The organism is Lentzea sp. NBRC 102530, assembly GCF_030269365.1.
Taxonomy (GTDB): domain Bacteria; phylum Actinomycetota; class Actinomycetes; order Mycobacteriales; family Pseudonocardiaceae; genus Lentzea.
Genome location: NZ_BSTF01000029.1, coordinates 22,601 through 35,003 on the forward strand (window position 1 = coordinate 22,601; position 12,403 = coordinate 35,003).

Annotated in this window: 14 protein-coding genes; 5 read left to right on the plus strand and 9 right to left on the minus strand. The window is 70.0% G+C overall.

The annotated features are described in order from the left end of the window. Positions 1 to 5 precede the first annotated feature (5 nt). Positions 6 to 923, plus strand: a complete 918-nt coding sequence (locus tag QSK25_RS42860) for an acyltransferase domain-containing protein (protein WP_285647193.1) — start codon at positions 6 to 8, stop codon at positions 921 to 923. A 170-nt stretch (positions 924 to 1,093) separates the two neighbouring features. Here the strand turns inward: QSK25_RS42860 and QSK25_RS42865 are convergent, their stop codons facing one another. Then, entirely contained in the window at positions 1,094 to 1,870 is a 777-nt protein-coding gene (locus QSK25_RS42865; RefSeq protein ID WP_285647194.1) for a cyclase family protein, read from the minus strand. A gap of 104 nt (positions 1,871 to 1,974) precedes the next feature. Between QSK25_RS42865 and QSK25_RS42870 the strand changes: the two genes are divergently transcribed. The 3 genes from QSK25_RS42870 to QSK25_RS42880 are packed head-to-tail and all read left to right on the plus strand — an operon-like array spanning position 1,975 to position 4,220. Further along, positions 1,975 to 2,271: an antibiotic biosynthesis monooxygenase family protein gene (locus tag QSK25_RS42870; RefSeq protein ID WP_285647195.1), complete on the plus strand. Its 297-nt coding sequence runs from the start codon at positions 1,975 to 1,977 to the stop codon at positions 2,269 to 2,271. After that, complete coding sequence (locus QSK25_RS42875) at positions 2,268 to 3,269, plus strand: CaiB/BaiF CoA transferase family protein (RefSeq protein WP_285647270.1); 1,002 nt, start codon at positions 2,268 to 2,270, stop codon at positions 3,267 to 3,269. The genes QSK25_RS42870 and QSK25_RS42875 overlap by 4 nt, the downstream gene beginning before the upstream one ends. 18 nt (positions 3,270 to 3,287) lie before the next feature. Then, a complete protein-coding gene (locus QSK25_RS42880; protein WP_285647197.1) occupies positions 3,288 to 4,220 on the plus strand; it encodes an LLM class F420-dependent oxidoreductase in 933 nt (310 codons plus the stop codon). Positions 4,221 to 4,285: 65 nt separating this feature from the next. On the opposite strand, the gene QSK25_RS42885 is transcribed toward QSK25_RS42880, so the two are convergent. From QSK25_RS42885 to lpdA, 6 genes are all read right to left on the minus strand, one after another. Then, positions 4,286 to 4,795, minus strand: a complete 510-nt coding sequence (locus QSK25_RS42885) for a hypothetical protein (RefSeq protein WP_285647198.1) — start codon at positions 4,793 to 4,795, stop codon at positions 4,286 to 4,288. 55 nt (positions 4,796 to 4,850) lie between these two features. Next, a complete protein-coding gene (gene lipB, locus QSK25_RS42890) occupies positions 4,851 to 5,579 on the minus strand; it encodes a lipoyl(octanoyl) transferase LipB (RefSeq protein ID WP_285647199.1) in 729 nt (242 codons plus the stop codon). Beyond that, entirely contained in the window at positions 5,536 to 6,114 is a 579-nt protein-coding gene (locus tag QSK25_RS42895; protein ID WP_285647201.1) for a phosphatase PAP2 family protein, read from the minus strand. The genes lipB and QSK25_RS42895 overlap by 44 nt, the downstream gene beginning before the upstream one ends. After that, entirely contained in the window at positions 6,111 to 7,001 is an 891-nt protein-coding gene (locus QSK25_RS42900; RefSeq protein ID WP_285647205.1) for a TIGR01777 family oxidoreductase, read from the minus strand. The genes QSK25_RS42895 and QSK25_RS42900 overlap by 4 nt, the downstream gene beginning before the upstream one ends. Before the next feature lie 170 nt (positions 7,002 to 7,171). Continuing rightward, positions 7,172 to 8,920, minus strand: a complete 1,749-nt coding sequence (sucB, locus tag QSK25_RS42905; RefSeq protein WP_285647206.1) for a 2-oxoglutarate dehydrogenase, E2 component, dihydrolipoamide succinyltransferase — start codon at positions 8,918 to 8,920, stop codon at positions 7,172 to 7,174. Positions 8,921 to 8,974: 54 nt separating this feature from the next. After that, the gene (gene lpdA, locus QSK25_RS42910) at positions 8,975 to 10,366 is read right to left on the minus strand and encodes a dihydrolipoyl dehydrogenase (RefSeq protein WP_285647207.1); all 1,392 of its coding nucleotides are present in this window, start codon (positions 10,364 to 10,366) and stop codon (positions 8,975 to 8,977) included. A gap of 179 nt (positions 10,367 to 10,545) precedes the next feature. On the opposite strand from lpdA, the gene QSK25_RS42915 reads away from it, so the two are divergent. Continuing rightward, on the plus strand, positions 10,546 to 10,872 hold the full coding sequence (locus tag QSK25_RS42915) for an oxidoreductase (RefSeq protein WP_285647209.1): 327 nt from the start codon (positions 10,546 to 10,548) through the stop codon (positions 10,870 to 10,872). On the opposite strand, the gene QSK25_RS42920 is transcribed toward QSK25_RS42915, so the two are convergent. Both QSK25_RS42920 and QSK25_RS42925 read right to left on the minus strand, forming a co-directional pair. Further along, complete coding sequence (locus tag QSK25_RS42920; RefSeq protein ID WP_285647210.1) at positions 10,869 to 11,855, minus strand: MerR family transcriptional regulator; 987 nt, start codon at positions 11,853 to 11,855, stop codon at positions 10,869 to 10,871. The two genes, QSK25_RS42915 and QSK25_RS42920, sit on opposite strands and share 4 nt — an antisense overlap. A gap of 34 nt (positions 11,856 to 11,889) precedes the next feature. After that, entirely contained in the window at positions 11,890 to 12,357 is a 468-nt protein-coding gene (locus QSK25_RS42925; protein WP_285647211.1) for an OsmC family protein, read from the minus strand. Positions 12,358 to 12,403 lie beyond the last annotated feature (46 nt).

A 12,403-nucleotide genomic window follows, 5' to 3' on the forward strand; every position in this document is an offset into this window, starting at 1 on the left:
GTGTTGTGGACGTAGCACTTATGTTTCCGGGCCAGGGATCGCAGTACCCGCGGATGGCGGCGTCCCTGTACGGCACGGACGCGGTGTTCACCTCGGTGATCGACGAGGTGTTCGAGCTGTTCGGCGAGGTGGGTTCCGTCGCCTGCGAGGACTGGCTGGCCGGGGCAGACATCGACCACGTGTCGCGCGCGCAGCCGTTGCTGTTCGCGGTGGACTACGCGTTGGGGCGCACCGTCCTGTCGTGGGGTGTCGAGCCCGTGGCGTTGATCGGGCACTCCGCCGGTGAGGTCGTCGCGGCGACGCTGGCCGGGGTGTTCTCCCTGGAGGAAGCCGTTTCGCTGGTGCGGGACCGGGTGCTGTCGGCGGTGCCGATCCCGTCCGGGGGCATGCTGGCCGTCGCGGCCTCCGAGGCGGACCTGCTGCCGTACCTGGAGGGGGACGTCGCGATCGCCGCGGTGAACTCGGCGCGGCAGACCATGCTGGCCGGTTCCGACGAGCCGTTGGCGCGGGTGCGGGCCCGGCTCGAGGCGGACGAGTACGTCGTCGTGACGGTGCCGGCCTCCACGCCGTTCCACAGTCCCGCCATGCAGCCCGCCGTGGACGAGGCGCTGGCGTCGTGGAGCGCTTCTCCGGTGGCTCCTTCGATGCCGTTGTACTCGGGGTACACGGGCAAGCTGATGACTGAGGAAGACGCTTTGTCGGCGCGGTTCTGGACCCGGCAGCTGACCGACGCCGTCTACTTCGGACCGGCGTTGAACGAGCTGGTGGCCATGTACGACGTGCTGCTGGTGGAAGCGGGGCCGGGGCAGACGCTGACGTCGTTCGCGCGCCGTACGAAGGCCGTGCGGTCCGGTGCTTCTCAGGTGCTGCCGTTGCTGGATTCCCACGACTCGGTGGAGACCGCTCGCGCTCGTCTGGTTTAGCCGCGATGTAAAAGGGCCGCCCTCTCCTGGAGGGCGGCCCTTTAGCGCCTGCTAGTCGATGCCTCGGATGATGTGGTCTTCGTTCTCTGGTGGCCATGAATCGCTGTTTTCCATACCTACGAGGGTAGGTACGGTGATTCAGCTCTCACTTGAAGAACGGTTGTCCGGTTTCAGTCGTCCAGCAGGGCGACCGCACGGGTCCAGCCCGCGCCGGCGCCCTTGATCTTGACCGGGAACGCGACGACGGTGAACCCGAAGTCCGGCAACGCCTCCAGGTTCGCGAGCCGCTCGATCTGGCAGTACTCGCGGTCGCGGCCGGCGAAGTGCGCGGGCCACAGCACGCTCTCGTCCTTGGTCTGCAGGTAGCGCTTGACGATGTCCGGGAACGGCGCGTCGAGGCTGAACGCGTCGGTCGCGATCACCTTGACCCCGAGGTCCAGCAGGAAGTTCGTGGCGGGGCCGTCGAGCCCGGTGTAGTCGGTGAAGTACGTCTGGGTGCCCGCGTGCTCGGCGGCACCGGTGTCGAGGATGACGATGTCCATCGGCTTCGGCGTGTAGCCGATGCGGGCGAACTCCTTCTCCAGCACCTCGACGCCGATGACGCCGGTGCCGTGACCGCGCACGTCGAGCTTCACGCCGGGGTTGTGGAACCACTCGAGCGGCATCTCGTCGATGTGGCGCGGGATTCCGTTGCCGTACGTGGTCTTCGACCCGTAGTGGCTCGGCGCGTCGACGTGCGTGCCGGTGTGGGAGGTCAGGCTGATCCGGTCCAGCGTGAGGAACTCGGAGTCCCGCAGCACGGAGACGTCGAACTCGACGCCGAGCCGCGCCTTGAGCTGCTCGGCCATGTGTTCCGCGCCCTGAGCGGCCGTGAGCACCTCGTGCGTCACCGGGTCCGCTTCGTACGCGGCTGCGTCAATGTGGGAAGACAGATCGATGATGCGCATGCAGCAGAGCTTGGCGGGCGTTCCTTGAGCACGTCTCAAGACGCGGTGTGCAGAGTTTTCCCAGGCATGACACCGTTTCGCCCGATTTCGTGGGGAGCTCTCGCATGATCACCTTCCTGAACCGCTTCACGCTCACCGGTGACCCCGAGGAGTTCGAGAAGGCCTTCGACGAGACGGCGGCGTTCCTGCGCGAACAGCCGGGCCTGATCCAGTACACGCTCTCGCGCCAGCTCGACGACCCGGCCTCCTACATCAACATCGCGCTGTGGGAGAGCGCCGACGCCCTGCGCGCGGCACTGGCCCACCCGGACTTCGGCAACCACGCCAAGGCGATGCGCGGCCTGGCCGAGTCGTCCGGCGCGATCTTCAACCCGCGCCTGTCGTTCGTCGCCTCCGCCTGATGTCTCCCCTGTCCGGACTGAAGGTCGTCGAGTTCGGCGGCATCGGTCCCGGCCCGCACGGCGCGATGCTGCTGGCGGACCTCGGCGCGGAGGTCACCCGCGTCGAACGCCCGTCCGGCGGCCTGTCCGTGGTGCCGGACGCCTCCCGCGACTTCCTGTTGCGCGGCAGGCGTTCGGTGGCGGCGGACCTGAAGTCCGACGAGGGCCGGACCGCGGTGCTGGCGTTGGTCTCGGAGGCCGACGTCGTGATCGAGGGCTTCCGGCCCGGCGTGCTGGAACGGCTCGGGCTCGGCCCGTCCGACTGCCTCGCGGTCAACCCCGGCCTGATCTACGCGCGCATGACCGGGTGGGGCCAGTCCGGGCCGTTGGCCCAGCGCGCCGGCCACGACATCAACTACCTGTCGGTCACCGGACTGCTGCACGCGATCGGCAAGCCACCGCTGAACCTCGTCGGCGACTTCGGGGGCGGCTCGCTGTACCTGGTGCTCGGCGTGCTGGCGGCGTTGTGGGAACGCCAGCGCACCGGCCGCGGCCAGGTCGTCGACGCGGCCATCGTCGACGGCGTCGCCTCGCTCGCCCAGATGATCTGGTCGATGAAGGCGCAGGCGGTGTGGGAGGACTCGCCGGACGCGAACCTGCTCGACGGCGGGTGCCCGTTCTACGCGATCTACGAGTGCGCGGACGGCCGTTCCGTCGCGGTGGGATCGCTGGAACCGCAGTTCTACGCGTTGCTGCTCGCCGGTCTCGGGCTGGTCGCCGCCGATCTTCCCGCGCAGATGGACCGCGACTCGTGGCCGTTGCTGCGCAAGACGTTCGCCGAGGCGTTCCTGACGCGGACCCGCGACGAGTGGTCGGAGGTGTTCGGTGCCACCGATGCCTGCGTGACCCCGGTGCTGACGCTGGAGGAGGCTTCGTCGCACCCGCACCTGGTGGCGCGCGGGGTGTTCACCTCGGAGGGCGCCGCGGTACCCGCACCGCGCTTCTCACCAGAAACTTAACCTCGCTAAGTTGTTGTCGTGGAACTGCGCATCTTCACCGAGCCCCAGCAGGGGGCGAGCTACGACGACCTGCTCCGCGTGGCGCGGACGGCCGAGGACGCCGGTTACGGCGCCTTCTTCCGCTCCGACCACTACCTCAAGATGGGCTCGGTCGACGGCCTGCCCGGCCCGACCGACCCGTGGATCACCTTCGCGGGCCTCGCCCGCGACACGTCGACGATCCGCCTGGGCACGCTGATGACCGCGGCCACGTTCCGCCACCCCGGCCCGCTCGCCATCAGCGTCGCCCAGGTCGACCAGATGTCCGGCGGCCGCGTGGAGTTCGGCATCGGCGCCGGCTGGTACGAGGCCGAGCACACCGCGTACGGCATCCCGTTCCCGGCGCTGGGGGAGCGGTTCGAGCGCTACGAGGAGCAGGTCGCCATCATCACCGGCCTGTGGCAGACCCCGGCCGGCGGCACCTTCTCGTTCGACGGCAAGCACTACACGCTGACGGACTCGCCCGCCCTGCCGAAGCCCGCGCAGGACCGCATCCCGCTGCTGATCGGCGGCAAGGGCGCCAAGCGCACCCCGGCACTGGCCGCCACCCACGCCACCGAGTTCAACCTGCCGTTCGTCGGCATCGACGACGCCGTCGCGCAGTTCGCCCGCGTCGACGCCGCCTGCGAGGCCATCGGCCGCGACCCGAAGGAGATCACCCGCTCCGTCGCGCTCGTCGCCTGCGTCGGCCGCACCGACGCCGACGTCGCCCGCCGTGCCGCCGCGATCGGCCGCGAGGTCGACGAGCTCAAGCAGAACGGCCTCGCCGGCACCCCGGCCGAGGTCGTCGACCGCGTCGGCGCCTGGCGGGAGGCGACGGGCGTCCAGCGCGTCTACCTCCAGACCCTGGACCTCGCCGACCTCGACCACCTCACCGACATCGCCTCGGACGTGGCTCCGCAGCTGGCCTGACCTCCGATATATCGGATATCGGGTACTGGACATCGGCGGCGGCCTGATGTCCGGTACCCGATGTGTCAGGCCAGCGCTCGCCGCACCGCCGCCGGCATCGGCAGGACGACGTCCGCGAACCTCCGCCGATGTCCGATGTATCGCAGCTGCAGGCCCGGGTCGTCGAAGTAGCGCTTCTCCAGGCCGTCCCGCCCCAGGACCAGCTTCAACCCGCGGCCGAGCATCGACGGCGAGTCGAGGTCGAAGCGGGCGCGCAGCACGTCGGCGGCCGCGTGGTCGCCGAACTCCAGAGCGGCCCGGCGCACCGATTCGACCGGCACCACCAGGTACTGCTCGTCCGCGTGGACTCCGTCGCGATGCGCGATGCCCAACGCGCTCAGCGCCCTCTGGTGCGCGCCGCCGTCGAGGCCGAGGTGGTACTGCTCCCACTCGGCGACCTGGATCTCACCGGACCACGTCCGCACCGGCTTGCCGTCGGGCTCGGCAGCCACCGCCACGGCGCTGCCGGACGTGATCCCACCCGCCAATGCCGTGACACCGGCAGCCGTGAACAACTGGCGTCGGGACAACCTCACGACGCACCCTCCTCCGAATGCCCCGAGGAGAACTCCGCCGCTCCCCGCCGCAGGGCTACGGAATGCTAGCGAAGGTGATACCCGGCGCGACGGGGCCAGTGCGGGCCAAAGTGCGGTCCGTCAGGGGGATCGTCCCGTCGAGCGCCGCGAGCACGGAGTCACGGGCGAGCGGCAGGACCTCGGCGACGGTGACGTCGCGGCCGAGCTCGTGCGAGAGCGAAGCGACGCCCGCGTCCTTGATGCCGCACGGGATGATGTCGCCGAACGCCTCAAGGCTCGCGTTGCAGTTGATCTCGAAGCCGTGCATGGTGACGCCGCGTTGCACGCGGATGCCGATGGCGGCGACCTTGCGCTCGGGGCCCCGGTCGTCGGCGGGCAGCCACACGCCGCTGCGGCCCTCGACTCGGCCGGTGTGCACGCCGAGCTGGTCGCACACGTCGATCAGGCCCTGCTCGACGCGGCGGACGTAGTCGACGACGTCGATCGGGTCGGTGAGCTTGACGATCGGGTAGCCGACCAGCTGGCCGGGGCCGTGCCAGGTGATCTTGCCGCCGCGGTCGACGTCGATGACCGGGGTGCTGCCGCCGCGCGGGCGTTCCTCGTCGAGGGTGCGCCGCCCGCAGGTGTAGACGGGCGGGTGCTCGAGCAGCAGGAGCGTGTCGGGGCCACCGGCTCCAGCGCGCGCTTCCGCGATCTCCTTCTGGAGGTCCCACGCCGCCATGTAGTCGATGAGCCCCAGCTCACGGATGACGACGGGGTCTGTCGAGGTGCGACACGAGTTCACGACCCGACGTTACCAACCCCAGCGCCATGGCCGCCAAAAGCCCGACGCCCGTCACACCCAGCACGGCACCGATGACGTCGGTGACCCAGTGCATCTCGAGGACGACCCTCGCGAACCCGCCCACGAGCACCGCGAGCGCCGCCCACAACACGCCTCGCCGCAGCAGCACCACCATCGTGAACCCGACCGACGCGATGGCCACCGTGTGCCCGCTCGGATAGCTCGGCAGGTGGTACTCGATCGGCCGGACGCGGTCGAACAGGAACCGCGTCAGCACCGTCGCGGAGCAGATCCCGTGCAACGCCAGCGCCTTCCACAGCCGCGGGTCGCGCCGCTTCCACGCCAGCACGAACAACACGGCCGCGAACGCCCACCCGAGCGTCGGCCCGAGCACCAGGCCGATCACGAACGCCGTCGTCTGCAACCACTCGGGTCGCGGCAGGGCGTCGTGCACCCACAGGTCGAGCGCGGTCCGCTCCGGCAGGCCCACGAGGACCCACGAGAGCACCAGCACCGCGGCGAGCGCACGAGTCATGCGACCGCCGCGGTCAGTGCGGACGGCAGCGCCGGGTGCAGGAAGTGGAAACCCTTGCTCTCCAGCACCTTCGGCGTCAGGCCGGGACCGCTGAGCAGCAGCTCCTGGGCCATCTCGGCGCCGAGCAACGTCTTCAGCGCGAACGCGGGCACCGTCCACGGCGTCGGCCGCCCGAGCGCCGTGCCGACCGCCTTGGTGAACTCGGCGTTCGTCACCGGCGTCGGGCCCGCGACGTTCACCGGCCCGCGGACGTCGTCGTGCTCTACGACGAACCGGTAGGCGGAGACGACGTCGTCGAGCGACACCCACGGGAAGAACTGCTCGCCCGTCCCGAGCTTGCCGCCGAGGAAGAACTGGAACACCGGCTTCAACCGGCCGAACACCCCGCCCGACGGCGAGATGACGACGGCGGTGCGCATCAGCACGACCCGCACACCGCCCTCCTGCGCCGCCGAGGTCGCCGCCTCCCAGTCCTGGGTCAGGCGGGACATGAAGCTGTGGCCGCCCGGCGCGTCCTCGTCCGCGAGGCGCGAGCCGGTGTCGCCGTAGAAGTGGGCGCCCGAGGAGCTCACGAGCGTCGGCACGCCGTGTTCGACGCACGCCGCCGACAGCACCTCGGCCGGGACGACGCGGCTGTCGCGCAGGACCTGCTTGCGGGCGTCGTCCCAGCGCTTGTCGCCGATGCCGGCGCCGCACAGGTTGATGACGGCGTCAACACCGTCGAAGGTCCCCTCGTCGATGCGCCCGGCGTACGGGTCCCAGCCGCGTTCGTCGGGCGCGGCGGCCTTGCGGCGCACCAGCCGCAGCACCTCGTGACCGGCGGCGCGCATGGACGCCACCAGGCTCGTTCCGATCAAGCCCGACGATCCCGCGATGACTACCCGCATGACCTAGATCGTTCCCCACTCACGCAGCACGTGCACAGCCACAAAAGACATAACGGACCCAGGATGTGCCGAAGGCCACCCCGGCTAAACCGGGGTGGCCTTCGGTCAATATCCAATATATCGGATATCAGTCCTGCCCTGTGTTCACCTCAGGGTCTTGCGCCAGACGTTCAGAGACCGAGGTCGGCCTCGAACGCGCCCTCCTCGAGACGGTTCTTGACCGTCGTGAGGAAGCGGCCCGCGTCGGCACCGTCGACCAGGCGGTGGTCGTAGGTGAGCGCGAGGTACATCATCGAGCGGATGGCGATGGTGTCGTTGCCGTCCTCGTCGGTCATGACGACCGGGCGCTTCTTGACGACGCCGACGCCCAGGATGCCGACCTGCGGCTGCTGGATGATCGGGGTGTCGAAGAGGGCGCCGTTGCTGCCGAGGTTGGTCAGCGAGAACGTGCCACCGGCGAGCTCGTCCGGCGTGAGCTTGTTCGAACGGGCGCGCGCCGCCAGGTCACCGATCTTGTGGGCGATGCCCGACAGGTTCAGGTCACCGGCGTTGTGGATCACGGCGTTGAGCAGGCCGCGCTCCGTGTCGATCGCCAGGCCGAGGTGCTCGGCACCGTGGTAGGTGACCTCCTTGCGCTCCTCGTCGATCGACGCGTTGAGCACCGGGTGGGCCTTGAGGGCCTCGATGGCGGCCTTCGCGAAGAACGGCAGGAACGTGAGCTTGGCGCCCTCACGAGCCTCGAACGCCTTCTTGGCCTGGTTGCGCAGCCGGGCGATCTTGGTCACGTCGACCTCGAACACCTGGGTGAGCTGGGCCGACTGCTGCAGCGACTCGCGGGTGCGCTGCGCGACGATCTGACGCAGGCGCGGGAGCTTCTGCACGGTGCCGCGCTTGCCCGAGTTGTCGACCGCGGCCGGGGCGGCGGTGCGAGCGGCCGGAGCCGAAGCCGCAGGCGCAGCGGCGGCGGGTGCCGGAGCCGGGGCCTTCTTGGCCTCGACGGCGGCGAGCACGTCCTGCTTGCGGATGCGGCCACCGACGCCGGTGCCCTTGAGCGAGCCCAGGTCGATGCCGTTCTCCGACGCGAGCTTGCGCACCAGCGGCGTGACGTACGGCGTGCCGTTCGCGTCGTCCGAAGAGGACTGCGCGGCGGGCGCGGCCTGCGGAGCCGGCGCGGCGGGTGCCGGAGCCGGAGCGGCCTGCGGGGCGGGAGCCGGAGCGGCCTGCTGCGGCGCGGGCGCCGGGGCGGACTCCTGCTTCGGCTCGGGCTTGCTCTCCTGGGCGGGAGCGGCGGCCGGGCTGCCCGAACCGATGACGGCGAGCTTGCCGCCGACCTCGACGGTCTCGTCCTCACCCGCGGTGATCTCCAGCAACGTGCCGGCGACCGGGGACGGGATCTCGGTGTCGACCTTGTCGGTCGAGACCTCGAGCAGCGGCTCGTCGACCTCGACGCTGTCGCCGACCTGCTTCAGCCAGCGGGTGACGGTGCCCTCGGTGACGGACTCGCCGAGCGCGGGCATCGTGACGTCGGTGCCCTCGGCCGAGCCACCCGACTGGGCGGGGGCGGCCGGAGCCTCCTGCGCCTCCTCGGAGGGCTGCTGCGGCGCGGGCTGCGTCTGCTGCGGCTCGGGCTCGGGTGCGGACTCCTGGGCGGGGGCCGGCGCGGGCGCGGCGGAACCGCCGTCGCCGTCACCGATCACCGCGAGCTCGCCGCCGACCTCGACGGTGTCGTCCTCCTGCGCGACGATCTTCTGCAGGACGCCGGCCGCCGGAGACGGGATCTCGGTGTCGACCTTGTCGGTGGACACCTCGAGCAACGGCTCGTCCACCTCCACCCGGTCGCCTTCCTGCTTCAACCACCGGGTGACCGTGCCCTCGGTGACGCTCTCCCCGAGTGCGGGCATCTGGACGGAGAAGGCCATTGTTCGCTGACTCCTCGTGCTCTCGTCGTGTGGCTGACTTTGTGTGGGGAACGGTCAGCCGTGCACGTGCAGCGGCTTGCCGGCCAGAGCGAGGAACGCCTCGCCCAGGGCTTCAGTCTGGGTCGGGTGGGCGTGGATCAACGGAGCCACGTCCTCCGGGAAAGCCTCCCAGCTGTAGATCAGCTGCGCCTCACCGATGAGTTCGCCGACGCGCTCGCCGACCATGGTGATGCCGACGACCGGGCCGTCGGGGGCCTTCACGAGCTTCACGCCGCCCGCGGTCTTGAGGATCTGGCTCTTGCCGTTACCCGCGAGGTCGTAGATGAAAACCTTGACGTCCTGGCCGTACTTCTCCTTGGCGGCGGCCTCGGAGAGACCGACGGACGCGACCTCGGGCTTGCAGTAGGTGACGCGCGGGATGCCCGCCTCGTCGATCACCTTCGGGTTCTGGCCCGCGATCTCCTCGGCCACGAAGATGCCCTGCTGGAAGCCGCGGTGCGCGAGCTGCAGGCCGGGCACGATGTCGCCGACGGCGAAGACGTTCGGGAGGTTGGTGCGCAGGCGCTCGTCGGTGACGACGAAGCCGCGGTCGATCTTGACGCCGGCCTCCTCGTAACCGTGGCCCGCGCTGTTGGGGCCGCGGCCGACCGCGACGAGCAGCAGGTCGGCGTCGAGGACGTCGCCGTTCTCCAGCGTGACCGACACGCCCGAGTCGGTCTGGGTGGCGCCGGTGAACTTCACGCCGGTCTTGAACTTGATGCCGCGCTTGCGGAACGCGCGCTCCAGCTGCTTGGACGCGTACTCGTCCTCGGCCGGGACCAGGCGGGGCAGGGCCTCGACGATGGTCACGTCGGCGCCGAACGAACGCCACACGCTCGCGAACTCCACACCGATGACGCCGCCGCCGAGGACGACGACCTTCTCGGGGATGAAGTCGAGGTTGAGGGCCTGGTCGCTGGTGATGACCCGGCCGCCGATCTCCAGACCGGGCAGGCTGCGGGCGTACGAACCGGTCGCGAGGACCACGTTCTTGCCGACGTAGCGCCGGCCGCCGACCTCGACGGTGTTCGGGCCCACGAACGTGCCCGCGCCCTCGACGAAGGTGACCTTGTTGGCCTTCGCGAGTCCCTGCAGGCCCTTGTAGAGCCGCGAGATCACGCCGTCCTTGTACGAGTTCACGCCGGCGATGTCGATGCCCTCGAGGGAGGACTTCACGCCGAACTGGTCGCCTTCGCGGGCGTTGTCCGCGACCTCGGCCGCGTGCAGCAGCGCCTTGGTCGGGATGCAACCGCGGTGCAGGCAGGTGCCGCCCAGCTTGTCCTTCTCGACCAGGACGACGGACAGGCCGAGCTCGGCCGCGCGGAACGCGCAGGCGTAGCCACCTGAACCACCGCCGAGGATGACGAGATCGGCGTTGGTGGCCGACTCCAGTTCCGGCGAAGTCACTTCGGATCTCCTCGGGATTACTTACTACGCGCGGGTGCGCGCGAGGTACGCGGCCATCTTGTCACTACTTGCCAGAGCGTGGTGATCCGGCATAGGAGACCACGCCCGGTCCTGATCATTCACCTACTCATAACACCCTTTCCTGGCATCATGGTGGAGGGAGACGCAGGAGGTGCTCGATGGGGCTGTTCGACCGTTTCCGCAGGAAGCCGCGCCCAGGGGTGCTGCGGACCGCCTCCAACCAGGACACCAGCCACCTGGAGCAGTGGACGAAGAGCCGCCAGGGCGTCGAGGCCTATGTGGAGCCCAAGACCACGGTGACCGAAACCACTGTGGTGCTGGTCGCTCACGACGGCGAGTGGACCCGCCGCAGGGTCGCCTCGCCGGACGCCGCGAGGTCGTTCGCACGCAAACTCGGCATGCCGATCTACGACGCCGGCATCGTCGGCTACCCGAAGCGCATGCGCGACTACACGGCGCGCCAGCGCAAGCTCGGCAACGGCTAAAGGGCGGTCATCGCGGCGGCGATCCACGGCTCGCTCACACCGGTGTCCGAGGGGTCCGGCACGGGCGTGCCGCTGATCGTCGCCATGAGCGCGAAGTACCGGTCGAGCACGGCGCCGAACCGGGCGACGGCCTGCCGCGCGGTCTCGTCGACGACCCGGTCCGGTGCGCTCATGGTCCGCTTCAGCTCGTCCGGCTCGGCGGGTGCCCCGGTGACGGCGGCCGTCAGCCCGGCCAGCGAGTCGAGCATCCGGCGGGCGATCTCCTGACCGCGCGGCGAGTCCGGCGCCACCCCCGCCCGTTCCGCCTCGGCCGCCTCGACCTCGATCAGTCGATGCGCCTCGACCCGCTCCATGATCTCCGGTGACGTCACGGTGAGCGCCTTCGGCGAGGCGAAGCCGGAGTGCAGGAACTCCCGCACCTCACGCCGGAAGTCGTTGTCCTGCACCATGTCCGCGAGCGCGATCCAGGCCTGGAGCTGCTCGGTCTCCGGCTCGTCCGGCAGCACCGGCCGCAGCCGGTGCAGGTGCTCGACGAACGACGGGTGGACCGTCAGCCCGTCCGTCACCTCGTCCCAGAAGTCGTCCAGCAGCCGCTCGCGGTCCTCGTCGGACATCGACACGAGCGCGTGCATCAACGCCGCCTGCCGCGCCCCGCCGCCCTGCCCGACGATGGTCCGCAGCACGGCCCGCCGCGCCTTCAGGTGCCGCAACTGCCGTTCCACGATCACGAGGTGCGTGGTCGCGAGGTCGTGCAACGAGGTCTCGTCGGCGAGCAGCCGCCGCACGTCCTCCACGCTCGCGCCGAGATCGCGCAACGTCCGCACGAGCTCCAGCCGGGCGACGGCCTCGACGTCGTAGAGCCGGTACCCGCCGTCCGTGTGGCTGGTCGGCGGCACCACGCCTTCATCGGCGTAGAACCTGATGGCGCTCACACTCAGTCCGGTGCGGCGCGCGACGTCCCCGATGGGGTACAACTTGGTCATGCCGACCACCCTGGTGTCTCAAGCGGCTTGAGACTCAAGCGGTTTCCACGACCGGTTCGTGCCGCACGGGGAAGTTCACGCTGGCGGCGATGAAGCACATCGAGTGCGCCTTCTCGTGCAACGCCTGCGCCTTCTCCCGCGTGGCCGGGTCGGCGACCGTGACGACGGGGTTGAGCAGCACCTCGGTGAACCGTCCGGAGCCGTCCGGGTGCTCGGCCATCGTGCCGGTGGCGCGGTCGCGGTAGTCCGTCACGACGACGCCGTTGGCCGAGGCCAGGTGCAGGTACCAGAGCATGTGGCACTGCGACAGCGAGGCGAGGAGCAGCTCCTCGGGGTTGTAGCGGCTCCGGTCGCCCCGGAACGACGGGTCGGAGGAGCCGAGGATCGTCTCCTTGCCCTCGGCCCGGATCTCATGTGCGCGCTCGTAGGCCTTGTAGCCGGACGTACCGCTCCCGGTGTTGCCGGTCCACACGACCTCGGTCTCGTACCGATGCGTCCCCATGTGGAAATTCTCCTCCTCGCGCGCCCGAGCGCCTAGCCTCTTTCGG